General features: G+C 49.1%; 20 protein-coding genes and 1 pseudogene. 13 read left to right on the top strand and 8 right to left on the bottom strand.

What is annotated here, in order from left to right:
* Positions 1-32: 32 nt before the first annotated feature.
* Positions 33-851 (bottom strand): MIP/aquaporin family protein, encoded by an 819-nt coding sequence (locus tag ACO6VE_RS09455; protein ID WP_422449646.1) that lies wholly within the window; start codon positions 849-851, stop codon positions 33-35.
* A gap of 576 nt (positions 852-1,427) precedes the next feature.
* Between ACO6VE_RS09455 and glpA the strand changes: the two genes are divergently transcribed.
* Genes glpA through ACO6VE_RS09435 form a run of 4 tightly spaced genes read left to right on the top strand, consistent with a single transcriptional unit; the run spans position 1,428 to position 6,043 of the window.
* Positions 1,428-3,125 carry an anaerobic glycerol-3-phosphate dehydrogenase subunit A gene (gene glpA, locus ACO6VE_RS09450; protein WP_422449645.1) on the top strand — a complete coding sequence of 566 codons (1,698 nt, stop codon included), beginning with the start codon at positions 1,428-1,430 and terminating at the stop codon, positions 3,123-3,125.
* On the top strand, positions 3,122-4,432 hold the full coding sequence (gene glpB / locus ACO6VE_RS09445; RefSeq protein ID WP_422460991.1) for a glycerol-3-phosphate dehydrogenase subunit GlpB: 1,311 nt from the start codon (positions 3,122-3,124) through the stop codon (positions 4,430-4,432). The genes glpA and glpB overlap by 4 nt, the downstream gene beginning before the upstream one ends.
* Complete coding sequence (glpC, locus tag ACO6VE_RS09440; RefSeq protein ID WP_422449643.1) at positions 4,426-5,622, top strand: anaerobic glycerol-3-phosphate dehydrogenase subunit GlpC; 1,197 nt, start codon at positions 4,426-4,428, stop codon at positions 5,620-5,622. The genes glpB and glpC overlap by 7 nt, the downstream gene beginning before the upstream one ends.
* A 13-nt stretch (positions 5,623-5,635) precedes the next feature.
* Positions 5,636-6,043 carry a DeoR family transcriptional regulator gene (locus tag ACO6VE_RS09435; protein WP_422449642.1) on the top strand — a complete coding sequence of 136 codons (408 nt, stop codon included), beginning with the start codon at positions 5,636-5,638 and terminating at the stop codon, positions 6,041-6,043.
* Positions 6,044-6,297: 254 nt separating this feature from the next.
* Here ACO6VE_RS09435 and ACO6VE_RS09430 read toward each other — a convergent pair whose 3' ends face one another.
* A complete protein-coding gene (locus ACO6VE_RS09430) occupies positions 6,298-7,002 on the bottom strand; it encodes a TetR/AcrR family transcriptional regulator (RefSeq protein ID WP_422449641.1) in 705 nt (234 codons plus the stop codon).
* A gap of 172 nt (positions 7,003-7,174) precedes the next feature.
* On the opposite strand from ACO6VE_RS09430, the gene ACO6VE_RS09425 reads away from it, so the two are divergent.
* Positions 7,175-8,611: a hypothetical protein gene (locus tag ACO6VE_RS09425; protein WP_422460989.1), complete on the top strand. Its 1,437-nt coding sequence runs from the start codon at positions 7,175-7,177 to the stop codon at positions 8,609-8,611.
* A 324-nt stretch (positions 8,612-8,935) separates the two neighbouring features.
* Positions 8,936-10,351 carry a hypothetical protein gene (locus tag ACO6VE_RS09420; protein ID WP_422449639.1) on the top strand — a complete coding sequence of 472 codons (1,416 nt, stop codon included), beginning with the start codon at positions 8,936-8,938 and terminating at the stop codon, positions 10,349-10,351.
* 325 nt (positions 10,352-10,676) lie between these two features.
* On the opposite strand, the gene ACO6VE_RS09415 is transcribed toward ACO6VE_RS09420, so the two are convergent.
* From ACO6VE_RS09415 to ACO6VE_RS09395, 5 genes are all read right to left on the bottom strand, one after another.
* Complete coding sequence (locus tag ACO6VE_RS09415) at positions 10,677-10,871, bottom strand: hypothetical protein (RefSeq protein WP_422449638.1); 195 nt, start codon at positions 10,869-10,871, stop codon at positions 10,677-10,679.
* 83 nt (positions 10,872-10,954) lie between these two features.
* Positions 10,955-12,046: an agmatine deiminase gene (gene aguA / locus ACO6VE_RS09410; protein ID WP_422449637.1), complete on the bottom strand. Its 1,092-nt coding sequence runs from the start codon at positions 12,044-12,046 to the stop codon at positions 10,955-10,957.
* Between the two features lie 42 nt (positions 12,047-12,088).
* Positions 12,089-12,586, bottom strand: coding sequence for an amino acid permease (locus ACO6VE_RS09405; protein WP_422460987.1), 498 nt, complete (start codon positions 12,584-12,586; stop codon positions 12,089-12,091).
* The gene (locus tag ACO6VE_RS09400) at positions 12,564-13,013 is read right to left on the bottom strand and encodes an amino acid permease (protein WP_422460985.1); all 450 of its coding nucleotides are present in this window, start codon (positions 13,011-13,013) and stop codon (positions 12,564-12,566) included. Before ACO6VE_RS09400 ends, ACO6VE_RS09405 begins: the two co-directional genes overlap by 23 nt.
* A gap of 182 nt (positions 13,014-13,195) precedes the next feature.
* Positions 13,196-13,417: a hypothetical protein gene (locus tag ACO6VE_RS09395; RefSeq protein ID WP_422449635.1), complete on the bottom strand. Its 222-nt coding sequence runs from the start codon at positions 13,415-13,417 to the stop codon at positions 13,196-13,198.
* Between the two features lie 301 nt (positions 13,418-13,718).
* Between ACO6VE_RS09395 and ptcA the strand changes: the two genes are divergently transcribed.
* Entirely contained in the window at positions 13,719-14,765 is a 1,047-nt protein-coding gene (gene ptcA, locus ACO6VE_RS09390) for a putrescine carbamoyltransferase (RefSeq protein WP_422460983.1), read from the top strand.
* A 132-nt stretch (positions 14,766-14,897) separates the two neighbouring features.
* Positions 14,898-15,323, top strand: a pseudogene (locus tag ACO6VE_RS09385) (carbamate kinase); the annotation flags it as partial.
* 61 nt (positions 15,324-15,384) lie between these two features.
* Here the strand turns inward: ACO6VE_RS09385 and ACO6VE_RS09380 are convergent.
* Positions 15,385-17,106 carry an NEL-type E3 ubiquitin ligase domain-containing protein gene (locus tag ACO6VE_RS09380; RefSeq protein WP_422460981.1) on the bottom strand — a complete coding sequence of 574 codons (1,722 nt, stop codon included), beginning with the start codon at positions 17,104-17,106 and terminating at the stop codon, positions 15,385-15,387.
* A gap of 463 nt (positions 17,107-17,569) precedes the next feature.
* On the opposite strand from ACO6VE_RS09380, the gene ACO6VE_RS09375 reads away from it, so the two are divergent.
* The 5 genes from ACO6VE_RS09375 to ACO6VE_RS09355 form a co-directional block, all read left to right on the top strand.
* Positions 17,570-19,507 carry an acyl-CoA synthetase gene (locus ACO6VE_RS09375; protein ID WP_422460979.1) on the top strand — a complete coding sequence of 646 codons (1,938 nt, stop codon included), beginning with the start codon at positions 17,570-17,572 and terminating at the stop codon, positions 19,505-19,507.
* A gap of 471 nt (positions 19,508-19,978) precedes the next feature.
* On the top strand, positions 19,979-21,436 hold the full coding sequence (locus ACO6VE_RS09370; protein ID WP_422460977.1) for a coniferyl aldehyde dehydrogenase: 1,458 nt from the start codon (positions 19,979-19,981) through the stop codon (positions 21,434-21,436).
* Positions 21,437-21,460: 24 nt separating this feature from the next.
* A complete protein-coding gene (locus ACO6VE_RS09365) occupies positions 21,461-23,065 on the top strand; it encodes a GMC oxidoreductase (RefSeq protein ID WP_422460975.1) in 1,605 nt (534 codons plus the stop codon).
* A gap of 207 nt (positions 23,066-23,272) precedes the next feature.
* On the top strand, positions 23,273-24,205 hold the full coding sequence (locus ACO6VE_RS09360) for a LysR family transcriptional regulator (RefSeq protein ID WP_422460973.1): 933 nt from the start codon (positions 23,273-23,275) through the stop codon (positions 24,203-24,205).
* A gap of 166 nt (positions 24,206-24,371) precedes the next feature.
* Positions 24,372-24,806: hypothetical protein (locus ACO6VE_RS09355; protein ID WP_422460972.1), on the top strand; the 435-nt coding region annotated here is incomplete at its 3' end.

Here is a 24,806-nt window from a genome sequence, read left to right as displayed (position 1 = left end):
ACCAAGGGGTGGTGAAGGTCGGTAATAAACAATCAGACGGTTTTGATTTCACAATCAGGTGTTGCGCAGTCAACAGGCTCCACCTGCTTACCCAGCACATTGATGTAAAGCCACGCACCGGTCATGGCACCACAGACAGGCGCAACAATCGGTACCCAGAAATAGGGGTTGGCTCGTGCACCCGTCAGCGCCACTTCGCCCCAGCCTGCAAAAAAGGCAAAGAGTTTCGGGCCAAAATCCCGTGCCGGGTTCATGGCAAAACCGGTCAGAGGGCCGAAAGAGGCACCGATAACAGCAATAAGAATACCGATGAGAAGGGCAGAAAGCGCACCGTTGGAAACACCATTATTTTCATCACCGATAGCCAGAATTCCGCCCATGAGCACAGCGGTGATGACAAACTCGACAGCGAAGGCCTGCAGGTTAGTCAGTGCCGGGTTGGCATATGTCGAGAAAATACCCGCTGTGGCCAGACTCTCCTCAGAGCCACGAACAATATGATGGGTCAACTCATAATCAGCGAATAAGCCACTGTACAGGAAGTAAACCAGGGCCGCAGAACAGAAAGCACCCAACACCTGGGCAACAATAAAGGGCACGACCTTGTGTTTGTCGAAGCCTTTAAAAACAGTTAATGCAAGCGTGACTGCCGGATTCAGGTGAGCACCGGAAATGCCGCCGGTAACATAGATGGCAATGGCAACACCAAGCCCCCAGACGATGGACACTTCCCACTGACCAAAATCAACACCAGCCAGAACGAGCGCCGCGACACAACCCACACCAAAGAAAATAAGAAGACCTGTGCCTATAAACTCGGCAAGACATTCCCCAAGCAATGATTTTCTCATAATGGCTACTTCCACCTGCTTTACGCAGATTAATATTTATTAATTAAGGCATAGTCGTTTATTAAAAATAAAGAACTCAACAAATGCCCTCTTGTCGACAAAATATTGCAAATAAAAACAAACATTATCAACCCTTAAGATTGATATGAATCAAGCAATTGCCAAAAAAGACAGCCAGCTTCGGGAAATACTCACAAAAACAACTAACAGAACACAATTCTTAACATGCGCATCATGAGCTTCAATTAACCACTAAGAAATTATTCCGCAATAAGTTCCGCATCTGACCTAGTACATGGTTTCAATGTAATTGATGGGTTCCTTCTATCAATGACTCCCAAGCTCCGTTCGTCCTGAGCGGAGATTGTACACATCAAACTCATTGAAATGATGTACTAGTTAAGGCCGCTACCCGCTTCCCGCAAAAGCACAAGCGGCCTGTCTTTTTCGGGCAGCGATTTTTTTATGACCGGATGACAACTCGTGCCTTTCTGTTGATTTGTGTCATTTTCTGAATAGAGCCGTTTATTTATAGTGCTCATTGCGAACATAAACGAACATCCAAGAGCAAATTCAATGAGGCAGATAGAGACCGACGTTGTCATCATCGGTGGGGGTGCCACCGGAGCGGGCGTTCTTCGCGACTGTGCTCAACGGGGAATGCGTGCCATCCTGGTGGAAAAGGATGATATCGCCAACGGTACTACCGGGCGTAACCACGGTCTGCTCCATTCCGGTGCCCGCTACGCAGTGACCGATCCTCACTCTGCCATTGAATGCATCCGTGAAAACCAGATTCTGAGGAAAGTGGCCAGCCACTGTATTGAAGAGACCGGTGGGCTGTTCATCACCCTGCCTGAGGACGAACTCTCCTTTCAGGAAACATTCATTACCGCCTGTACATCTGCGGGTATACAGGCCGAGGCATTAACACCTGCAGATGCTCTGCGCATTGAGCCAAATGTGAATCCCAAACTGCTGGGTGCAGTCCGTGTTCCAGACGGTACCGTTGACCCTTTTCGTTTAACTGCGGCCAACATCCTTGATGCAGAAGAATACGGCGGTCGCCTTATGAGCTATACCAAAGTCGTTGGCCTGATCATCAACAATGGCCGGGTACGGGGGGTACACTGCATCAGTCTGAAAACCGGTGAAAAAGTGGATATCCATGCTCAGCAGGTGGTGAATGCTGCCGGTATCTGGGGGCAGCAGATTATTGAATACGCAGACCTTGCCATTCATATGTTCCCGGCCAAAGGCTCGTTATTGATTGTTGATTACCGCATTAATGGTATGGTGATCAACCGCTGCCGCAAACCCTCCGATGCCGACATTCTGGTTCCCGGGGACACCATCTCGCTTATTGGTACCACCTCGGAGAAAATCCCATACAGTGACATCGAGAATATCCGGGTCAACCCCGATGAGGTTGACGTTCTGTTAGCTGAGGGTGAGAAACTCTGTCCGATCATGGCCAGGACCCGTGTACTTCGTGCCTATTGCGGTGTTCGCCCGCTGGTCTCTCTGGGAGATGACCCATCGGGTCGAAATATCAGCCGGGGGATCGTCTTGCTTGACCACGGTGAAACGGATGCCTTGCCGGGTCTTATTACCATTACCGGCGGAAAGCTGATGACCTACCGGCTGATGGCGGAAATGGCCACGGATGCGGTGGCAAAAAACCTGGGCAACAGCAAACCCTGTGTCACGGCTATACGACCACTGCCCGGAGCTAATGGCAAACACAGCGATATTTACGCTCCCCAGGTTTCTATCCCGGTATCAGGCTCAGCAAAGTACCGCCATGGAGAAAGAGCGGCAAAGTTCCTTGCCAACGACAAAAAGCAGAATGCGGTTATCTGTGAGTGCGAAATGGTCACTCGCGGTGAAATCGAATACGCCGTCCATAACCTTAATGCCAGAGATCTGGTTGACCTTCGTCGTCGGACCCGCATTGGCATGGGGCCTTGCCAGGGAAAAATGTGTGCCTGTCGAGCGGCCGGTATTGTCAGCGAAATAACCCACGACGATAACGGTGAACAAGCGCTGAGCAGCGTGGGTGAGTTTATGCAGGAACGCTGGAAGGGCGTCAGGCCGGTGCTGTGGGGTGATGCGATGCACGAAGCCGATTTGAGCTACTGGCTGTACAACAACCTTCTGGGCTACAGCCAGCTGGAACCTAATGACGCGGCACCGGTAAATTCCCACAGTGTCAATCCTGGCGAAGCTGCTGTGCTCTCCAGGGAAGAGTCAAAGGAAGAGGTAGCCCCATGAACTACGACGTTATTGTGATTGGCGGAGGCCTTGCGGGTTTAACCGGCGCAATCCGCTGCGCAGAAGCGGGCTTGAAAACCGTTGTGGTCAGTGCTGGAGAGAGTGCCCTGGCCTTTGCTTCCGGTGCCATCGATGTGTTCGGAATTGAACAAGATAATTCTTTCGTGGAATATCCATTTGCAGCCATCCGTCAACTGCCTTCCATCCATCCCTACCAGAAAGTGGGAGCAGCATTTTTACAGCAGGGATTGACATTTTTTACCGAGCAAATGGCAGCAGCTGGCATCCAATTGAGCAATTCTGGCCAGCAGAATCATGGTCGTCTGACAGCACTGGGAGCTATTCGCCCAGCCTGGTTAAGCCAGGAAGGTGCTGGCAGCCTGCCGTTGCTGGCTCCTGCAGAAGGCATACGTCGTGTTGCCATCATCAATATTGCCGGCTTTCGTGACTTTCAGTCGGCACTGATGGCCGCAGGTATGAAGCAACATCCCGGATTCTCTGAGGCAGAGTTCATACTGGCGGATATCAAAACGGCAACCCTGAACATTAATACCAGAAATGCCTATGAGCTGCGCTCGCTGGAGTTAGCCCGAACCCTTAAGCGTGATCTGTTCAGCCAGCCTAATGGTATAAACATATTGTCGTCTGCTTTACAGAAGGCAGCCGGTAATGCTGATCTGGTGGTTATACCCTCCGTCCTCGCTGTAGAAGGTGGTAATGACCTGATCCGTCAACTTGAAACACTGACCGGCCTGCGTATTTGTGAAGTCGCGACCTTGCCGCCATCACTCCCCGGAATGCGCATGGCCTCTGCCCTGAAGCAGCGATTCCGGCAGTTGGGCGGTATGTTCCTGGAAGGTGACCAGGTGCTTTGTGGTTGCTTTGCAGAAAACCGGCTGTGCTCGGTAAAGACCAGACTGAACCCCGATATGCCCATATCCGCCAGCCACTTTATTCTGGCAACCGGCAGCTTTTTCAGCCAGGGGCTGGCCAGTGACCGCCATCATCTGTCCGAGCCGGTTTTTGGCCTTGATGTTGATGCCCCGGACAGTAGAGTTCAGTGGTCAGATCATCGTTTTATGGATGGAAAGCCGCATAATTTCAGCCATTTCGGTATTCACACCAGTGAACAGTTAAACCCGTACCGAAACGGTCAGAAAATCCATAATCTTTACTGCGCAGGTGCGGTGCTCAATGGTTTCAATCCGGTCCAGGAAGCCAGTTCGGGTGGGGTAGCCATCAGTACCGGCTGGTTTGCTGCCAACAGGATTATTGCAACGATACCTCAGGCGGAAGAAACATGCTGAACACCATTGATACCAGCTTTGACAGCTGCATTAAATGCACCGTCTGCACAACCCGCTGCCCGGTCGCTGAAGTAAACCCGGACTACCCGGGCCCCAAACAGGCCGGCCCCGACGGGGAACGTTTACGCATCAAAAACCCGGCACTGTACGATGAAGCCTTGAAACACTGCACCAACTGCAAACGTTGTGAAGTTGTCTGTCCGTCGGGTGTACAGGTGGGAACAGTTATTCAACTGGCAAAAGCCCGACACGGTGGTTTCAAAAAAGGCCCCCGGGAATTTATTCTCAGCCATACCGACTTGATGGGGTCACTTTCTGCCTCCACGGCTCCTGTCGTCAATATCGCCACTCAGCTGAAACCCGTTAAAAAACTGCTGGATAAAGTACTGGGAATTGATCAACGACAGACATTGCCAAAATACACCCATCAAACGTTCCGTCGCTGGTTTAAGCAGCAGAAAGCACAACAGACCCGCTTCGATCGTCAAGTCAGTTTCTTCCACGGTTGTTTCACTAACTACAATGACCCAACCGTGGGCAAACACCTGGTAGCGGTACTGAATGCCATGAATATTGGTGTCACGCTGTTAAATAAAGAAAAGTGCTGTGGTGTCCCGCTGATAGCCAATGGCTTCTTCGATAAGGCCCGCAAAAATGCCAAACTGAACATGGGGCAGTTTGCCGACTCATTAGCGGACAGTGAATGTGTACTGGCAACAGAGCCCAGCTGTGCCATGACACTTCGGGACGAATACCCGGAAGTGCTTCATGTGGATAACCACGCCATCAGACAGCGTATTCTGTTTGCCGCCGCTTTTATTACCAGGGAGTTTGCCAAAGGCAATAAGCCGGACATGAAGCCTGTTAACCTGAGGGTTGGCTATCACAGCCCCTGCCACCTGATCAAACAGGGTGGCGTGATTCACACCATGGAATTGTTAAACAGTATTCCCGGGCTGGAGGTGATAATGCTGGACCAGAAGTGCTGCGGAATGTCGGGTACCTACGGTTTTAAAAAAGAGAACTATCAAACCTCTCAGAACATTGGTCAGGGTGTCTTTGATCAGATCGAAGCGCTTAATGTAGATTATGTGGTCACCGACTGCGAGTCCTGCAAGATGCAGATAGAAATGAACACCGCTCATAAAGTGATGCACCCGTTGACCCTCATGGCACAGTCATTAGCCTGAGAATTCAATACTTATGGATGTTCACAAAACGACAAAGCTTGTGCATAAACAGCAACAGATCCCACAGAGCCGACGCCATGAAATGATCATCACCCTGCTCAGGCAGGAAGGCTTTGTGACCACTGAAGCTCTGGTGCAACATTTTAACGTAACGCCCCAGACCATTCGCCGGGATCTTAATGAGCTTGACCATCAAGGCAAAATTTCCCGCCATCATGGCGGGGCCGGTCTGCCCAACAGCAGTATTGAAAACACCCGGTACGGTGAACGGAAACATCACCTGAGCGCGGAAAAAGATCGAATTGCCATGATCCGGCTGGGCCATATTGCCGACATTGATACACTATTCACTGACGCACAACCTCCGATCCCCCTGATGGAGCAGCTCAAGCCTGGACAGACAACGGTGGTTGTCTGTTAACCCGGATATTTCATAAACTGCCCCGAATATCGCGAAGGACTTTGTTGCTCTAAGGGATTTTGTGAAGGAGCGCCGTACCGGGGAGTACGGTCGACTGAGCAAAACTCCCTTAGAGCGGCAAAGGACAAGCGAGATCGGGAGCACGTTTATGAAATATCCGGGTTAATAATACCAATTCCACCTTCTAAATATGAACTGCGCAGCCATTTTGAACAGCTGGATCTTCGTTGGAATTCCTCGCAATAGCCCTGCTATTACTCGTCATTCCGCCTTGCCCAGCTGTCCAAAATGACTTGCTCGATCTCATATTTAGAAGGCGGAATTGGTATAAGTTGCCTTGGGATATACTCCCCCAAATAAGCCAGCGCAGCATTGCCCCCCTCACGGGCCATAACATCCGTAATATTGCCATGTTCCTGATGGGATATTGAATAAACCTTGTCCGCTATTTGCAGCGCAATGGCAAAAATATTGAACCCGGCTGGCAGGGGTGGCAGCTGGTAATGTGCTTCGTGACATTTCCGGATTCGACAACCCAGCACATCATCATGCTGGTAGTCAGCATGCAGCAGGGAGCCGGGCGTGTACTGCCCAAGAATCAGGTCCCGAACGTATTTGTGCTGTCGGTAGTAGCTCACATACCTGACCTGGAGTTGTCGCATGATATCTGTCCAGTGATGAATTGCACTCTCATCAAGGGGCTGATCCAGAATCGCTTCAAAATCGGTAAAAATGTCTTCCAGTAATGCTTCCAGTATTGCGTCTACCTTGGGGAAAAAGTGATAGACAGAAGATGGAGGCATCCCGGCTTTTTCCGCTACCTGGTACAGTGAAAGTTCATTAATGGCGTTCTCTTCCAACAGTTCCCGGGCAACCATGAGAATGGTACTTCTCCGCTCAAGACTTCTGGCCTGAGTCTTGCGGGATACTTTGCGCTGTTTGCTTACGACGTCTGTCATAGGAGTTCATGCATGAGGAGCTGGTATCGAAGTATTGTCATCCTCTTGCACCAAAGTCGCAAGAATATGCATCTCTTGAATTTGGGAACTTACTTCTGACCCGTCTGTCAAAAGCCCGTCTCTTTTTAATCATGCTAACAACTGGGGTGTTCACCTTTAATCAGGAGTTTTCATGGCTAATCCCTTTCCATCACTACCACCCGCCCTGCCCCCTGTTGTCGGCAGCTCTCCCGAAACACTGCTTTCGGCAGATCAGGGTGCCTCCTGCCCTCCGTCGGCTACAGCGTCAACCTTCGATTCCCGGAGTACCGCTATTGCCTTGTCTGAGCGCTATCAACTGCAGATACTGGGGTATTCTGAGCGGGATATTTCAGGCGCAGAAAAAGAGCTGCATGACCGGGCAATTACACCGCGGATGGATCAGATTCTTAAGGTGCTTGCCGACAAACGTGTGGATATCACCACCACATTTGCTCCCGTTACTCAGGCGATCACCGACACTCCCGGCATCAAGGCTAAAGTCTCTATGGCCAGAGAGGTCATGGAGTTCGCCAAGTCAATACATAAAGGTGTGGTGAGCGAAATTCACAAGCATTACTCATCGGCGTGGCCAGACAAACAAACAGTGGCCGAATTAGTCAGCCAGTGGCCAGAGTCCCTGCAGGAGTCGGCAACCTATATCCGCTATTACTGGCCGGTTTTGACGGTTGGCGTGAATACCAGAGAGTTGTTGTGTAACTTCAATTCTGCTGACAGCAATGTCGCTTTCTCGTATGGAGATTGTTGCCCGGGTGTTACCTGGCGCATTCGCGATGATATTCCTTTTCGTATTGAAGTTGCCGATCTAAAAGATATTGAGAAATATTCCCAAGAGAAACTTCAAAAGCTCTACGGCGAGTATTCCCGGCAAATCCAGGACCTGGTTAAAAACTATCCTGCCGATGCCAAGTCAATCAAGAGAGGCATGTATCTGAATTTTTCGGTCTTCTTCCGCCTGGTCAGTGATATCTGGCTTGACGCATTATCTTCTGGTAATACCGGAACCATGGACAGGGTCAGTCATTTGATGGTGTCGTCTACCTATTGGCTACACAGCTCATCTGATCTTTACCTGGAGCGCTACCGTGACTCACTGGATGTCCGATTAATGTATGCTCACTCGCTGAACTATGAAGATTTGTCAGCCCTGGCATTTCATCTGGTGACGCATCCCAGGAAATGGCAGGAAAACTATAAACACATTTTCCGGCAGTTGCTCAGCCATGTTTTTTCAAGTCAGGAAAGCAGGCTGATGAATCACTTTGACGATTGGGGAGCAGATCCCGTTTCGCAACTGAAAGTCAGTCGTTGGGCAGAGTCAGAGTTGATTCCGGATACCGCCAGGACCCTGCACTTTCTGAAAGATATTGCTCAATATATTGATGAGCACAAGGCCAGGTGTTTACGAGGCATGGCTTTTTCTTCGCAGAGTATCGAGTACGGAGAATACTTCGAAAAAGGTACCGGGCAGCTGTTGTCGCCCATCACTGCAACGGATCTGAGTAATTCATTTCCTCTGGAGGAAACACGGGGGGTGCTCACTGATTTTTTCAGAGGCAAAGCCTCCTAGTACATGGTTTCAATGAGTTTGACGTGTACGATCTCCGTTCACCCTGAGCGGAGTCGAAGGGTGCTAGGCACGATCTATCAGAGTCCGGAGTTTCCGCCTTTAGGCCCTATGGGTCCTTCGACAAGCTCAGGACGAACGGAGTGCGGAGGCACGACAACCCGTCAAACTCATTGAAACCATGTACTAGGATTCATGAGAGTTTAACAAGAGTTATACATGATTCATGTATGCATTCCTTCGGGGAGCAATGGGAATGAGTCCAAAAGCCCATTATTCATTTGATCAAGTAGGCAACTGTTGTTTTTACGCTTATCAGGAGTTTTCATGGCTAATCCTTTCTCATCACTACCATCCGACTCTTACCCTGTTGTCGGAGGTGCGCTCGATCCTGTACTGCTTTCGGCAGATCAGGAGGCTTCCTGCCTGCCATCGGCAACCTTTGATTCCAGAAGCACAGCTATTGACTTACCGGAGCCCGAGGACCTGCAGATGCGGGAGTTTTCCGAGCTGGATATTTCAGACACAGAACGGGATATTTCAGACGCAGAAAAGGGGCTGCATGAACGGGCAATCACACATCTGAAGGACCATATTCTCAAGGTGATCTCCGACACTCCCAGCTTCAAGGCGAAAGCCTCCATAGCCAGAGAAGTCGTGACGCTCGCCCAGTCAATACATGAATGTGTGAAAAGTGAAATAAACCTGCATCTCTACTCGGTCTGGCCAGACCTGCAAGCAGTGTCCCGGATTGTCAGCCAGTGGCCAGAGTCCCTGAAGGAGTCGGCTGCCTATGTCCGCTATGGCTGGCCGGTTTTGACGGTTGGCATGTATTCCAGACAGTTCTTGTGTGACTTCAAGTCTGCTACTGATGTCTGTCGTTTATATCGTTCTGATTACCCCCGTGCCCACCCGCGCATTCACCCTGATTTTCCCAGTATTTTTGAACATTTTGATCCAAAGGACTGTGAGGATCTTTCTCAAGAGGAATTTCAACACTATTTCGGTGAGTTTCCCCGGGAGATTCAGAACCTGATCAAAAATCCGCCTCCCGATTTTCTGCTACTCAAGCCAGGCGTATATCTGGATTATCCGGTCTTCTTCCGTCTGGCCAGGGATATATGGCTTGACGCATTACCGACTGGTAATACCGGAATCATGGACAGGGTCAGTCACTTGATGGTGTCGTTTGCCAGGCGGCAACACAGCCTCTTCGCGTATCGCCTGGATCCCTACTGGGAATCCCTGGACGACCGGCTAAGGAACATTCATTCACTGAACTATGATGATCTGTCAGTTATAGCGTTTGAGCTGGCAACGCATCCCCGGAAATGGCAGAAAAACTATCAAGTTATTTTCCGTCAGTTACTCAGCCATGGTTTTTCAAGTGAGGAAAGCCAACTGATGAACCGCTTTGACCAGTGGGGGGCGGATACCGATTCGCAACTGAAATTCAGTCACTGGGCAGAGTCAGCGTTGATTCCGCGCACCGTCATGACCCTGCACTTTCTGAGAGATATTGTGCAGTATATCGATGAGCATAAGAGTCAACATGTCAGCAACAAACCTCGTTTATCGATGGATATCGAAAGAGGAGATTACTTCGATAAAGATACCGGGCAGCTGCTGTCACCCATCATTGCAGCGGATTTGAGGAATACATCTCCCTTGGTGGAAACACGAGAGGTGCTCGCTGATTTTTTCCGTGGTAAAGCATCACAGGGTGGATCAGAAAAGCGCTAATACCCGTGAAGTTTTTGCTGAAGCTTTTCCGGTAAATACAAAGCAAGATGCCCGTGCAGCTCTCCAGCCTTCCATGGCCATTGCCGGGGTGATATTGCCAAATTCCTGGTGAGACATGGCGTACACTTTGTCGGCTTGCTGTGGTAATCATATCCCGGGCAACACTCAGTATTTTCCGGCGTCGCTCCAGGCTTCTGGCCTGCAAGCGCCTGCCCTTTGGGGTGCCAGCCTTATCACTGGCCACCTTCTCAACTGGCAAGACATCCACTTAACTTCTCCTCACTTATCTGACGTTTACTGCGCATCCATTCACCGACGCCTATCACTAGCAAAAGGCCGAGTATTGTAGATGAGGTGTGCAACAGATCATAGGGAAAATAAAAAAGAGGAAGGCAATCAACCACCAGGTCAGGGATTGAACCCCGATCGACGCTGCTGCTGCCAGACCGTCAATCGTCAGAACGGCACTGAGAGTGAACAGGGTAATATCTTTGCGAGTCAGGCGTCGGTGAATATTCATGGATCACCATGCTGGTTATGTTTTTATTGAATCATTTTTTTATTGAACACAGTGGGCCAGATCCGTCTGGCCCGATAACTGGCTTACACCGCAGGCACCTGCTGGGTAATACAGTGAATGTTACCGCCGCCAAGCAGTATCTCTCTGGCATCGACACCCACCACTTCATAGCCGGGATAGATATCTTCCAGTAATGCTTTTGCCTCTTCGTCGTATGCAGGATCCAGCAGTGGCAGAATGATCCGCCTATTGGTAATCAGGAAGTTAGCGTAGGAACCGGCCAGACGCTCACCGGCGCTGCGCTCCATGCCTTCACAGATATCAATACCACCCGCCTCATCTTCCTGAATGTAGAGTGGGCCGGGGATATGCATCTTATGAATCTTCAGCTGACGACCACGGGCGTCTGTTGCTTCGGACAGTACCCGGAAGGCTTCCTGAGAGATCTCATACTGGGGATCGTTCTCATCGCTGCACCAGGAAAGAATCACTTCACTCGGACGCACCACATGAATCAGGTTATCCACATGTCCGTTGGTTTCGTCGTTATATAGACCCCGTGGAATCCAGATCACTTTCTCGATGTTCAGGTAGTCACCAAGAATCCCTTCAATCTCAGCCTTGCTCAGATTAGGATTACGGCTTTCATGGAGCAGACACTCTTCGGTGGTAAACAGGGTGCCTTCACCATCGACATGAATGGAACCACCTTCAAGAATTAATGGTGCACGGTAATGGTCATCACGGTTGATCTCACAGATTTTCCGGGCCACCTGGTCATCCCGATCCCATGGGAAATACAGCCCGTCAACCAGGCCACCCCAGGCGTTGAATTCCCAGTCCACCCCACGACGTTCACCTTGATCATTCACCACATAACTTGGGCCAATATCACGCATCCATGAATCGTTGGTGGCCATTTCCACCACACGAATATGCTCTGGCAGCATTCTACGAGCGTTGTCGTACTGTGCGGCAGACACTGCCATGGTCACAGGTGTCACTTCGGCAATGGCTTTGGCAACATTGGCGAACACCTGCTGTGCTGGCTTACCACCGTAACGCCAGTTATCTGTCCGCTCTGGCCATGCCATCCACATTTCTGCATGGGGCTCGTGCTCACCAGGCATGCGAAAACCATCGTGTTTTGGAGTACTTTCCCGGGACTTGCTCATTTGTCTTTTCCTTACGGCTTTATTGTTACAACAATTGGGTCATTAAACATTGGATTGCTCGGCGGTGGCCACTTGCATGCGTTTGGCTGCTGTGGCCAGTATCCATTCACCAATACCAATCGTGATGGCGATACCCAGGGCGACAGGCAGTGAGTAATTCCAGTCAACATTGCCATTGCCGATGTCCGGGAAGACAAAGAGAACAACGGCCTGAACAATAAACAGGAAGCAGATGGTGCTGAGTACGGCCTGAACGGCTATGCTTCCGGGCACCTTGTAAGGGCGTTCTCTGTCAGGGTCGCTGACACGCAGTTTGAAGAACGCCGGGAACATAAACAGATAAGGCAGCAGGAAGATGCAGGACGAGAAGGCAAAGATTGACCAGAACAGCTCGTCACTTTCACCGGTAGTCAGGCCATAGAGCAGGATAACCACGGTAGATACCATGCCGGTAATCATGTTCGCACCCACCGGGGTTTTGTGCACCGGATGCTCTTTAGCGACAAATTCCGGCAGTTCACCCGCCTGCGCAGCTTCCATGGCGGCACGGCTGGCACCCATCGTCGGTCATATTGGCAATGAACGTCAGCAGCGCCAGAGAACCAATACCGTATACCATGAACTGGCCAAAAGCACCGTCACCAAACAGCGTTCTCAAAGTGGAGACAATACCGGCAACCAGACCAATCTCTTCTACTGGTAATGCCAGCAAAATGCCAAGGGTTCCGAAGACATAAAGTCCGGTGACAATGGCGGCGGAAATCAGAATGGATTTGGGAATATCCCGGCGTGGGTTTTTGATTTCCGAGCCCATGCAGGCAATCAGCTCAAAGCCCATCAGATTAAAGATAATGACCGGCAGGAAACCAAGGCCTGAATCAAAAGAGGGCATCATTGTGCTCAGGGTAAATTCATTGGCAACGCCGTTCTGGCTGGCATACCAGAAGCCGCCGACACCCAGAACCACAATAACAGTAACCTTGAACAGTGCCCCTAGGAGGCTGACCGAGAATAGCGCCCGTAGCGAGGATGGCAGAAAATTGAGGATAAAAAGTCGGAAATTTTTAGTGAATATTGGTTCTATTTGCTAAAAATTTCCGACTTTTTAGACCAATTTGCTGCCACCGCAGTAGGGCAGTCTATTCTCGGTCAGCCTCCTAGGTTGGTTACCCAGACACCGGCATCCACAGAGATATTACAGATCCAGATAGTCAGCCAGGTCAGGCCAATACAGATCAGGATTTGCCACCAGACGATCGATGATGGACCGATTGACGCACTGGCCGTCAGCCCGTCAACCACCAGTACAGCGCAGACACTGAACAGGGTCAGGCTGGGCAGCCCCATTTTCCCCGTTGCTTCATTGGACATTATTGTTTCCCCTCTATGGCAGCTGTTGGCCGCTTATTATTCAATCCGGCAGTCAGTTACCGGGATCAGCCAGCTTTCTGAATGCGGGATCAGTCAAACATCGATTTATTTTCAGCTTTATAAACATGATAAATATCGGGATTTTATAGTGTGCTCAACGACAAGAACACAGACGACAATAGTGCTCCTAAGCTTCAGTTTCCAAGACCTGCTGATGGAGACACCATCAGTTCCAGGAAAAGACGGATGCACTGCTCTGGGTAAACCGGGCGTGCATTACATAAAGACCAGGAGTATTACCATGAAACTGCCATCTTCCAGCGCTACCAACCTGCACAAGCCAGAACTGAAGCACTTCCTGAAAACTCAGGATTACACCCGTAAAGACCTGGAAGGCATTCTGGAATTGATGAGCCTGCTTAAAGAAGCCCGTAAGGCCAATGCCGTTCCGCAACTGTTCAAAGGTAAGTCGGTTGCCATGATTTTTGAGCAGCCATCCACCCGTACCCGTGTTTCCTTTGAAACTGCGGCCACCATCCTTGGCGGACATGGGTTGTTCCTGTCTCCAAAAGATATCCACCTGGGAGCAAAAGAGAGTCTGGCAGACACTGGTCGTGTACTTTCCCGTATGTGTGACGTCATCCTGGCCCGTGTGAATGACCATAAAACGGTTGCCGGCCTGGCTGAACACGCCACTGTTCCTGTTATCAATGGTCTCTGTGACTGGCTGCACCCAACCCAGATGATGGCCGACCTGTTCACCATGATGGAACACCTGCCTGAAGGCAAGAAAATGGACGATCTGACCGTTGCCTTCGTTGGTGATGCCACTAACGTCTGCTCCGACCTGATGTTCTGCTGCACCAAATTTGGCATGCACTTCAAACACATTGGCCCTAAAAAGTATCAGGCTCCTCAGCTGTGGCAGGATATTGCCAAAGAAAACTGCGAAACCTACGGTGGTCGCCTCACCGTGACTGACGACACCAACGAAGTAGAAGACTGTGACATTATTGTTGCTGACAGCTTCTACTGGTTCGGCCAGGAAGCTGAAAAAGAAGAGCGTCTGGCTACCTTCATTCCCAACTATGTAGTGACTGAAGAGATGATGGCCAAGGCCGGTGAAAATGCCATGTTCATGCACTGCCTGCCTGCCAATGACCAGCGCGAGTGCACCAGGGAAGTCATGGATGGACCACGTTCCGTGATCTTTGACGAAGCAGAAAACCGACTGACCGCCCAGATGGCCCTGCTGGTTTACCTGACTCATAAGCATATTGAAGTGCCAACTGAAGAAACACTGGCTTTCCATCAGGATCGTATCGAAACCTTCCTCAGCCGATTCTAATCAACCGTTTTGGTGGCCCGGCTCCGGGCTGCCATTTTTTCTCATTCAACCTCAATAAATCATAACGAGGGCTTTTATGGATAAGCCTATTCTGATGGTGCTTACTGGCGTCGTGTCGTTCCTTCACCGGCTCCGGTCAAAGTCATGGAAACGGATGCCATCAAGTGCCTTCTGGATCGCAACCATATTGTTATCTGTGGTGGCGGCGGTGGTGCCCCAGTGGTAAAAAATGGCCCAGACATTGAAGGTTTTGAGGCCGTTATCGACAAGGATGCCACAGCGCCCATGCTGGCTCAGGAAATCGGGGCTGCCGAGCTACTTATTCTGACCGACGGCGCTCATGTGTGTGTCGACTGGGGCAAGCCAAGTGAACGACCATTGACTGATGTTACTGTCGCCGAAATGAGAGGCTATGCCTTCGCTGCCGGATCCATGGGACCGAAAGTGGATGCCTGCTGTGCCTTTGCCGAGAAGACCGGAGGTGTTGGTAATATCGGTGATTTATACCATGCACTGGATGTGATGAACCGGACGACAGGCACCCGTATTCACCGTTAACTGCACAAAGCCCCAAAACTCAATTCGAAAAGGTACTGGACAGTTATACGTTTAAGTCTGTTCAGTCTTCATTTTTTGCAGGGGTGGGAACTTCCTCGAGCCTTTCAATTTCCGACCAGTCCAGAGGGGTTCGGTTGAACGGGTTCTCACCATTGATCAGATAACTCCTGACAAGGCTGTCGTAATCAACATGGGCATTACCCAGCCCAACCATTTTATCGGTTTTTCCACCAAATAAAGAGCAGTCATCAATACTGTCTACATATCTTGGATTCAGTTGGTCAAAGGGCGGCACTGCCAGCGGGCGCTGAAATTTCTGCCAGGGTTCCCATTGGGCGAGAAAGGCCTCAAGCGCTGCGTCCGTACAGGTTTCTTCAATGTTGGCGCGAGCTTTTGCAATGTCCTCATCGTTAACACAAGCACAATCACGGAATAACATATTTTGAGTTGATCCGGGAATCTTGAAGAACTTGCCTAACTCAATCCGGAACGCCAGCTCAACCTCAATCTCATCCACCCAGGTTTGTGTTTGCATATGTGATCTGGCGATTGCCTTGACCTTATCCAGAATCATCATTTGCCGAGCCAACGCCTTCAATTCAGTGGGGTCATGCTTTTCAACCGCCAGGGTTTCCGCAGAAGTCCGTAACTGCAATGTTTCCAGGTCATCCAGGGCCAGGATTACCCGGTCATCACAGGAAGTGGCCGCATCTGCAATACGATACAGGGCGTCATCCCGAACCCGCTCATTACCAGCCAGTAATGACATGACCGCCATCACCCGTTGGGCCAGAACAGGACGAGTAGCCATGTTCTGGTAATCTGCGGTGGCTGTCAGTCGCTGCAGAAATTCAATAAAGTGATCAGTCTGGGCAGGTCTGAGGACAAGCTCCGGTGTTGCAGCATCGGTTGCAGACAACTCTCCCCAAAAAGCCAGGCCTTGTTCCATACTTGAAAACTTCTGCTCAGGCTGCCTTGCCCTTCTGGAAATAGAAAAATGCATACCTTCGTGGCGCGCTCTGCGCAGGCGGTCAATGATCTCATCTGACAACCCGGTATTCTCCATTAGGACAAGACGGATCATACCCGATGAAGTTCGTCCCATCGCGGTAATGTAGTTAGGCAGGGCTGACAGGCTGGTGCAACGGTTAAGTATAATTTGCCCCCCCACGTTGAGTTTCTGCTCGGGCAGTCGCCTCAGGCCTTCACAATACGCAAGATTAATGTTTTCCCCCACGTGGAGGTCATCGGGTAGCCTCCTCAGGCCACGGCAACCGTTGAGATAAAGGTTTCTCCCCACGTAGAGGTGCTCTGACAGCTCCAACAGCGCCTCACAACGGAAAAGAGAAAGGTCGCGCCCAACGGAGAGTTTCTCGGGCAGGGTCTCCAGCTCGATGAGACCGTTAAGAATAAGACTCCCATCCACGGTGAGATTTCCGGACAGAGCCCTCAGACCTTCACATAATGAAAGGTTTAAGTCGCCCGTCACAGTGAGGTGCCTGGGCAGGGCCGCCGGGCAAAAGTCAAGGCTAAAGTCACCCTCGAGCCGGTAATGAACACCATTAGAAAAATTCTGTTGTTGAATCAGCAGCCTCAATTCAGTTGGGGTAACCGTTATTACCTCAATGGCAACACGCTCTTCCAATGATGCAGTTTCTGAAAAGTAAGAAGCTATTCCACACTGCGGGATGTAGCGTTGACTCTCTGCATTGCCATGATCAACATGTGATGATGTGGCTGCTGCAGGAGTAGCACCTGAGGCGGCTGCATTTGTATACATCATTGATCCGACGACGATGATTTATTAAAAATCAATCATAGTCGATAAATTGTGCGGGTGAGTTTTTATTGCCTCCTCTGTATGCTATGCGGCAGTTGGGATCCAGGATTCATCGGGCATTGCTGATCACCGGGAGATACAAGAAATCCATAAAAAACAATAGCAGGCACCTATTCGATTTCTTGCCAATGGCACCCAAACCTTTTCATTTAAGCTAACCCGCCCATTCCATTAGCATATTTCTCTAGGAGGCTGACCGAGAATAGACTGCCCTACTGCGGTGGCAGCAAATTGGTCTAAAAAGTCGGAAATTTTTAGCAAATAGAACCACTATTCACTAAAAATGTCCGACTTTTTATCCTCAATTTTCTGCCATCCTCGCTACGGGCGCTATTCTCGGTCAGCCTCCTAGCGCAAATCAGCACTATGCAGTAAAAATCGCAGTGACAATCTGAGGCGGTAGATAATGGAACCAATAAAAATAACATCGTTACAAGATTTAGAGCAGCTGGAAAAAGATTTTCCCTATGAAAGCCTGAGTCAGTTTGAAAGCACTTACGAAGCTATTATGACCAGCGCCCATTTGCGCCCCGGCAAAACCGCCTTATCCTTTTTTTTAAAGGGCAGTGAATACGCTTCAGCCCATACCATCACCTATGGATCATTGATTGCTCATATCAATCAGACCGCCAACTTTTTCCATTCCATTGGCCTGGGCCCGGATGATGTTGTGGCATTTATCATGCCCAATCTGCCGGAAACCCATTACATCATCTGGGGTGGTGAGGCTTGCTGTCAGGTATTGGCCATCAACCCATTATTAGAATCAGAACAAATTAAAGATCTGATCAATTCTGTCAATACGAAAGCTGTAGTTACCATGAATCCAATGAAAAACATTGATTTATGGCCCAAGCTGGAACCCATTATTCCGCAGTTGACCAGTGTCGAACATGTGATCGGTGTAGATATCGCACACTATGTACAGGGATTGACGGGGCCGATCGCCAGAATGATTCAGAGAAGGATGCGTAAATCCATTACCATGCCTGCCGGTAAAACCTATTACAACTTTACGCAAAGCATCAAAAAACAAAATGCCGATCAATTAATGTTTGATCGACAGTTCACCAAAGACACCATTTCATCCCTGTTTTGTACCGGCGGAACAACCGGTTTGCCAAAGATTGCACGTCGCACACACGCTAATGAACTGTTTAATGCCCGCTCATTGCAAATGATGAGTCAAAGCACTCTGACATCGGATAAATCCATACTGGGGGGCTTACCCCTGTTCCACGTCAATGGTGCCCTGGTCACCGGACTGGTACCGCTGATGATCGGGGCATCTATCGTTATCTGCACGCCACAGGGCTACCGTGGCGAAGATGTTTTTCCGAATTTCTGGGATATCATTGCACACTTTAAAGTATCGGCATTCAGTGGTGTGCCCACGGTATACTCGACCCTGATGAACTACCCAACGAAGGGTAAAGACTTATCGTCATTAGACGCAGCCATCTGTGGCGCTGCACCGTTACCCGTAGAAGTGGCCCGTTCATTTCAGGAGGCTACCGGGGTTGAAATTCTGGAAGGCTATGGATTAACAGAGGCCACATGCGCATCCAGTTTGAATTTATTGCACGGCAAGAAAAAGATCGGCTCTATCGGTATACGCATCCCCTATCAACAAATGGTTTGTGCTGAACTGAAAGACAATAAAATAGTACGTATTTGCGATACCGATGAAATTGGCGCACTGATCATGAGAGGGCCTAATTTATCGTTAGGTTATCAATTGGAACATCAGAATGAGGGCCTGTGGGTCACTGACGACAATGGTGACACATGGCTTAATTCCGGTGACCTGGCACGACAGGATTCCGACGGTTACTTCTGGCTGACCGGTCGTAAAAAAGAGCTGATTGTTCGGGGTGGCCATAATATTGAACCAAAACTGATTGAAGAAACCATGTGCAAACACCCCGACGTCACCCTGGCAGCAGCTGTTGGTCGGCCAGATGCCCATGCAGGTGAAGTACCGGTTTGCTATGTGCAAATCGCAGATAACAGTCAGGTTTCAGATAAAGAGCTATTAGACTTTGCCAATAGAGAAATCCAGGAAAAAGCCGCTATTCCAAAGGCTGTCCACAGGGTCAAAGAGCTGCCGCTAACCGCCATTGGCAAGGTATTTAAGCCTCAACTTGAAATGCAGGAAATTGAAAAATGCGTCATTGCCCTGGCCATGAAAGAGCTACCAACCGTGCCTGTCACAGTGGATGTCAAACAAGACCCTAAATATGGCATCCTGGCCAATGTGAATCTTGGGGAATGTGATGCAACGTCCCGGGCAGAGTTTGAAAAGACGCTGGGTGTCTATACGTTTAAGTCTGCCCTTTCGTAATGGTGTTGCATTAGACTCTTGCACACCATTTCAATGAGTTTGATGTGTACAATCTCCGTCCATTTCAATGAGTTTGATGTGTAAAATCTCCGTTCACCCTGAGCGGAGTCGAAGGGTGATTGGCACAGTCTTTATTCAGGGCATGGTGCTTACGCCCTTCGTCCGTGCATCCTGAGCCGAGCCGAAGGGCGCTCAGGACGAACGGAGCCAGGGAGTCATTGATAGAAGGAAGCCATCAATTACACATGCAACCATGTACCAGCCATCTATTCAGGTGGTTACTGTTCTGTGTTTGACCAACAAAGGCACAAAGAACACAAAAGAAAGTCTCTTCTTCATGCTATGCCTTTTGTTAGCAACCCCTACTTAAAGTATTAATTATCCGTTAACTGTGGATTTTTATATGCTTGAAGCCATAAAAAAATACCCTGGTTTTCGACTGGTTCGATAACAAAATGGCAGGTAGCGACTATGAGTTCTATGCAAATCCCCGGGCAAATTCATGAATATCAGCACTTGAGTCATTTGTTAACCCGGCAAAAGGCTGCCTTTTTAAACCAGCCCATGCCCAGTGCCAGGACGCGAATAGAAAAGTTAAATGCGTTAAAAACATTAATTATTAACCATACCGATGAAATCGTGGCAGCCATTAACGAGGACTTTAGCAATCGTGCAGAGTCCGAAACCATACTGACAGAAATATTTCCATTGCTGGATGCCATTGAGTACAGCAAATCCCGCATCAAAAAATGGATGAAAACCGAGCGTCGAAAAACACCTCTTAATCTGGCACCTGCCAGCGTTCATGTGATGTATCAGCCTATGGGGGTTATAGGCATTGTTGTGCCCTGGAATTTCCCGGTGTTTTTAGGTTTATCGCCCTTGGTATCGGCATTGGCGGCAGGTAACCGGGCCATGATCAAAATGTCGGAATTTGCACCCGGAACAGCGGATTTAGTGCAGACGTTGATTGGCCGCTATTTCTCAGAAGACGATGTCACTGTAGTCACCGGTGAACTGGATGTAAGCACGGAGTTCACTAAATTACCCTTTGACCATCTGGTATTTACCGGTGCTACATCCGTGGGCAAGATCGTTATGAAAGCCGCCTCGGAACACTTGACACCGGTGACCCTGGAACTGGGGGGCAAGTCACCGGCCATTATTCATGAGTCATTCCCTATAGAAGAGGCTGCTGATCGATTAGCCTTTGGTAAAGGTATGAATGCTGGGCAGATTTGCGTGTCCCCGGACTATATCTTCTGCCCGGAAAACAAACTGGATGCTTTCGTCAATGCCTTTATCAAATCCATGAGCCAGGCCTACCCGACCCTGCGTGATAACAAAGACTACACGGCCATTATCAACGATCGTCAGCTGATCCGGCTAAAGAGCTATCTGGACGATGCGAAAGAAAAAGGCGCGACCATTGTTGAAATCAACCCTGCCAATGAAAGTTTCGAAGGCACTCGTAAAATGCCTATGACCCTGGTGCTGAATACCAACGACACCATGCTTATTGAACAGGAAGAGATTTTTGGTCCGCTGATTCCGGTGAAAACTTATCACCGAATTGAAGAAGCGCTTAAGTATGTTCATGATCGTGATCGGCCGCTTGCACTCTACTATTTCGATTACGATAAAAAGCGTGCCGAAACCATATTAAGTCAAACCCATTCTGGCGGTGTGTGTGTCAACGATACGCTGAGCCATGTAGCGGTAGACGATGCACCATTTGGTGGGATCGGCCCCTCCGGCATGGGCCATTACCACGGCAGAGAGGGCTTCGTGAACTTCAGTAAAGCGAAAACCATTGTGCGCAAAGGCCGGATTAATGTGACCAAAATGGTGGCTCCACCCTGGAACAACGCCATGTACAACATGCTGGTCAAATCACTCTGGTTTAAGTTTAAGGTGTTAAAGCGATAATCAATCATTAAAAAATTGAGAAATATGATGTCGACAATAACAATAAACGACATGCACTATGACTACGTCATTGTCGGTAGCGGCTTTGGCGGTTCGGTCAGTGCCTTACGCCTTAGTCAAAAGGGCTACAAGGTCCTGGTTATAGAAAAAGGAAAATGGTTTAAGGACCATGACTACGCGAAAGGTTCTTGGAATCTTACCAAATGGCTTTGGGTTCCTAGCATTGGCTTCCGTGGCATCATGAAGTTAACCATTCTCAAGCATGTGACGGTGTATTCTGGTGTTGGTGTAGGCGGCGGTTCATTAGTTTATGGTGCTACGCTTCCTACCCCAAAGGATAAATTCTTTAGCACTGGCACCTGGGCGAAGTTAGAAGACTGGCAACAGGTACTTAAACCCCATTACGATGAAGCCCTGCGTATGCTTGGGGCCGCTCCCAATCCCAATCTGACCGACGCTGATCAGGTCATTCAGGATCTTGCCAAAGATATTGGTAAAGAGAAAGATTTCCACAATGCCAGGGTCGGTGTCTTTTTTTCAGACCGGCAGGATAAAAGTGACTTTGTTCCAGACCCTTACTTCGACGGTGAAGGGCCTGATCGCAAGCCCTGTATTGAGTGCGCATCCTGCATGACCGGTTGCAGACACAATGCCAAAAACACTTTAGACAAAAACTATTTGTACCTGGCGCAAAAATCAGGGGCGGATATCATCTCCGAACAGGAAGTAGTAGACGTACGCCCTTTGAATAAAACCAATGGCAAGTCAGGCTACGAGATTACCTTTACATCTTCACGCATGTTATCCAGCAGAAAAAAGCAACGTGTCACGGCCAATGGTGTGGTTTTCTCCGGTGGCGTGCTGGGCACGGTTAAGCTGTTACTGAATCTTAAGCATAAAAAGTCCCTGACCAATTTATCCGAGGTGTTGGGTGACCATATTCGCACCAACAATGAGACCGTTACGGCGGTGACTTCGTTTAAAAAAGACGTCGATTTCGCCCGGGGTGTCACCATTGGTTCTATCCTGCATACGGATGACAACAGCCATTTGGAGCCCATCAGTCAAAACAGGCGAGCCGGCTTTATGAAGCTGCTGAATGTTCCAAGAGTAACGGGCAAGAATTTCCTGAACAGATGCTTTTCACTGGCAAAAACCATGGCCGTTGAGCCCATCAAAAACCTGCGAGTACTGCTGACTCCTGATTGGGGAAAAAAGACCATCTATTTGCTCTTTATGCAACAGTTGAATAGCACGTTATCCTTTCAACGGGGAACCGGCGGCATCATCAGCAGTACCACAGGAATAGGGGCAGCCCCCTCTTGTACCATCGAAGAGTCCCAGGCACTCACCAGCAAAGTGGAAAAAATTACAGAAGGTAAAGCCTCATCTTCATCCCCGGAAGCACTACTGGGAACACCAACCACGGCACATATTCTCGGGGGCTGCGTGATGGGCGAGAATCGATATACCGGCGTTATCAATAATAAAGGCCAGGTCTTCGGCTACGAGAATATGTATGTCTGTGATGGTTCTGCCATTTCTGCCAACCCGGGGGTGAATCCGTCACTGAGCATTACTGCTGTATCGGAATGGACCATGAGTCATATTCCCCATAAGAGTAATTAGTGTGTATTCGGTATGGCATATATATTGACTATCAAGGTTGGCAAGCGGCCCTATGCCACTTGCCGTTCCTCTGCATCAAAACTGGCACAGTTATACTCGTAAACACATTTTCTGAACAGTCGGACATCAGCTGTTGATAAAAGTTCAGTGATGGAATATCCGGGTTAAACAACTGACCACTGTATATTTCACAGGAACACATATAATATGCCTGAAACGAGCAATACTCATGTTCAGGGCGCTAATGACGTGATCGACATATCTGATATTCACATGATCAAAGTGGTTACTGAAGTAGGCAGTATCAACAAAGCCGCCGAGATATTAAGTGTTTCACAGCCGACCCTGAGCAAAAAAATCAGCCGCCTTGAAAAGAAAGTCGGTGTCGAACTGTTTAATCGGGATAGCGTGGGCATGGTGCCCACAGAAGCTGCCAAATTCCTGATTAAAGAAGGCAATGGTCTCAGAGCTCAGTTGCAAGTGATTGAACGTCAGCTGGAGCTTATGTCGGATATGGTGGGCGGTACGGTAAGAGTGGGGGTTGGCCCCATTATCGAACAGCAGCTGTTAGCCAAAGTATTGCTTGATTTTGCTGAGAGAGATTATCAGTTTAAAATTTCTGTCGTCACGATGTCGGCTGATGTACTGCTGGATCAGCTGAAAAAAAGCAAGATTGATCTGGCGGTTGGCCCCTTTGTTGATTCTGATGTTCCGGATGATATTGTCGCCCCACTGAAAACCTCAGAAAAACTGGTGGTGGCCGTGCGACAAGGTCATGACGCAGTTGCCAGGCAGGTCGTAGATTTACAGGCAATATCGAACTACAAAATCATTACGCCCAACATACCCGCCAGCCTGGGCGGACAGGTCATGGTGTATCTGGAAAATGCCGAATTAGAGCCGGACATCATTTGCGAAAGTTACACCATGGCAAAATACATTGTCATGAATTCCGATTATGTGACGGCCGGACCAGAGTCCTTATTCCTGAATGAATTTCAATCCGGAGAGCTGGTGAAACTGGAATTTCCCTATGATGTCTATTGGCAGAGTCAATGCCTGGTAAAACCGGAAACCTTATTAATGCCTATTGTAAAAGAGGTCGTGGATCTGTTTGCCCAGTATATGGATGCGCAGTAATCAGCAAAAAGAGAAGCCACGTGGATATGATTCAACGAGAGCAGTAATTCCCGATGAATCCTGAAGCACTACAGCCACGAGAGATACAGAAGAGGTAAAAAAATCATGCCCGCACAATTCTTCGACTAAAATTGCATATTACTCAATCATTGTCGTCGAGTCAGTCATGGGTACGGCTATTCAGAAAAATGTCAGGCAATTCAGTGCTTCTTACTTGATAAAAAAGGTATCAGAATGCTTCGACAGCATTCCAGATCATCGTCCAAATAAATGCGTGATACCCTTTCCTAACTTTCTGAAATCTGCTTTTGCGATGATGCATCAAAAGTTCGATTCACTATTAGGGTTTGATGAAGAGCGGCTTGATGAAATCTGCTGTCATAATCTTGAAAAGCTCTATCACGTAAAAGATGGCAAAGTTCCCTCCGATACCAGAATGAGAGAGGTTGTTGACCCGGTTAATCCACTCGGGTTGAAGACGCCGTTTAAAGAATTGTTTTCTGTCGTTCAGCGCAATGGTGCTCTGCAAGCTTATGCATTCGAATGTGGCAAGTTGAAAGATCTTTATCTGCTTCCTATTGATGGTACGGGTCTCTTTTAT

Source organism: Endozoicomonas sp. ALB115 (assembly GCF_049310245.1).
Classification (GTDB): domain Bacteria; phylum Pseudomonadota; class Gammaproteobacteria; order Pseudomonadales; family Endozoicomonadaceae; genus Endozoicomonas.
Note: the sequence above shows the minus strand (reverse complement) of the source record. Positions and strands in the feature narration are given on the sequence as shown.

Coding starts and splice junctions, on each gene's coding strand:
- ACO6VE_RS09365 (WP_422460975.1), top strand. CDS start 21,461: ATGATGTCGACAATAACAATAAACGACATGCACTATGACTACGTCATT.
- ACO6VE_RS09405 (WP_422460987.1), bottom strand. CDS start 12,586: ATGGAAGCTGCGCAGGCGGGTGAACTGCCGGAATTTGTCGCTAAAGAG.
- ACO6VE_RS09375 (WP_422460979.1), top strand. CDS start 17,570: ATGGAACCAATAAAAATAACATCGTTACAAGATTTAGAGCAGCTGGAA.
- glpB (WP_422460991.1), top strand. CDS start 3,122: ATGAACTACGACGTTATTGTGATTGGCGGAGGCCTTGCGGGTTTAACC.
- glpC (WP_422449643.1), top strand. CDS start 4,426: ATGCTGAACACCATTGATACCAGCTTTGACAGCTGCATTAAATGCACC.
- ACO6VE_RS09425 (WP_422460989.1), top strand. CDS start 7,175: ATGGCTAATCCCTTTCCATCACTACCACCCGCCCTGCCCCCTGTTGTC.
- ACO6VE_RS09420 (WP_422449639.1), top strand. CDS start 8,936: ATGGCTAATCCTTTCTCATCACTACCATCCGACTCTTACCCTGTTGTC.
- ACO6VE_RS09370 (WP_422460977.1), top strand. CDS start 19,979: ATGAGTTCTATGCAAATCCCCGGGCAAATTCATGAATATCAGCACTTG.
- ACO6VE_RS09380 (WP_422460981.1), bottom strand. CDS start 17,106: ATGATGTATACAAATGCAGCCGCCTCAGGTGCTACTCCTGCAGCAGCC.
- aguA (WP_422449637.1), bottom strand. CDS start 12,046: ATGAGCAAGTCCCGGGAAAGTACTCCAAAACACGATGGTTTTCGCATG.
- ptcA (WP_422460983.1), top strand. CDS start 13,719: ATGAAACTGCCATCTTCCAGCGCTACCAACCTGCACAAGCCAGAACTG.
- ACO6VE_RS09455 (WP_422449646.1), bottom strand. CDS start 851: ATGAGAAAATCATTGCTTGGGGAATGTCTTGCCGAGTTTATAGGCACA.
- ACO6VE_RS09395 (WP_422449635.1), bottom strand. CDS start 13,417: ATGTCCAATGAAGCAACGGGGAAAATGGGGCTGCCCAGCCTGACCCTG.
- ACO6VE_RS09430 (WP_422449641.1), bottom strand. CDS start 7,002: ATGACAGACGTCGTAAGCAAACAGCGCAAAGTATCCCGCAAGACTCAG.
- ACO6VE_RS09360 (WP_422460973.1), top strand. CDS start 23,273: ATGCCTGAAACGAGCAATACTCATGTTCAGGGCGCTAATGACGTGATC.
- ACO6VE_RS09415 (WP_422449638.1), bottom strand. CDS start 10,871: ATGAATATTCACCGACGCCTGACTCGCAAAGATATTACCCTGTTCACT.
- glpA (WP_422449645.1), top strand. CDS start 1,428: ATGAGGCAGATAGAGACCGACGTTGTCATCATCGGTGGGGGTGCCACC.
- ACO6VE_RS09435 (WP_422449642.1), top strand. CDS start 5,636: ATGGATGTTCACAAAACGACAAAGCTTGTGCATAAACAGCAACAGATC.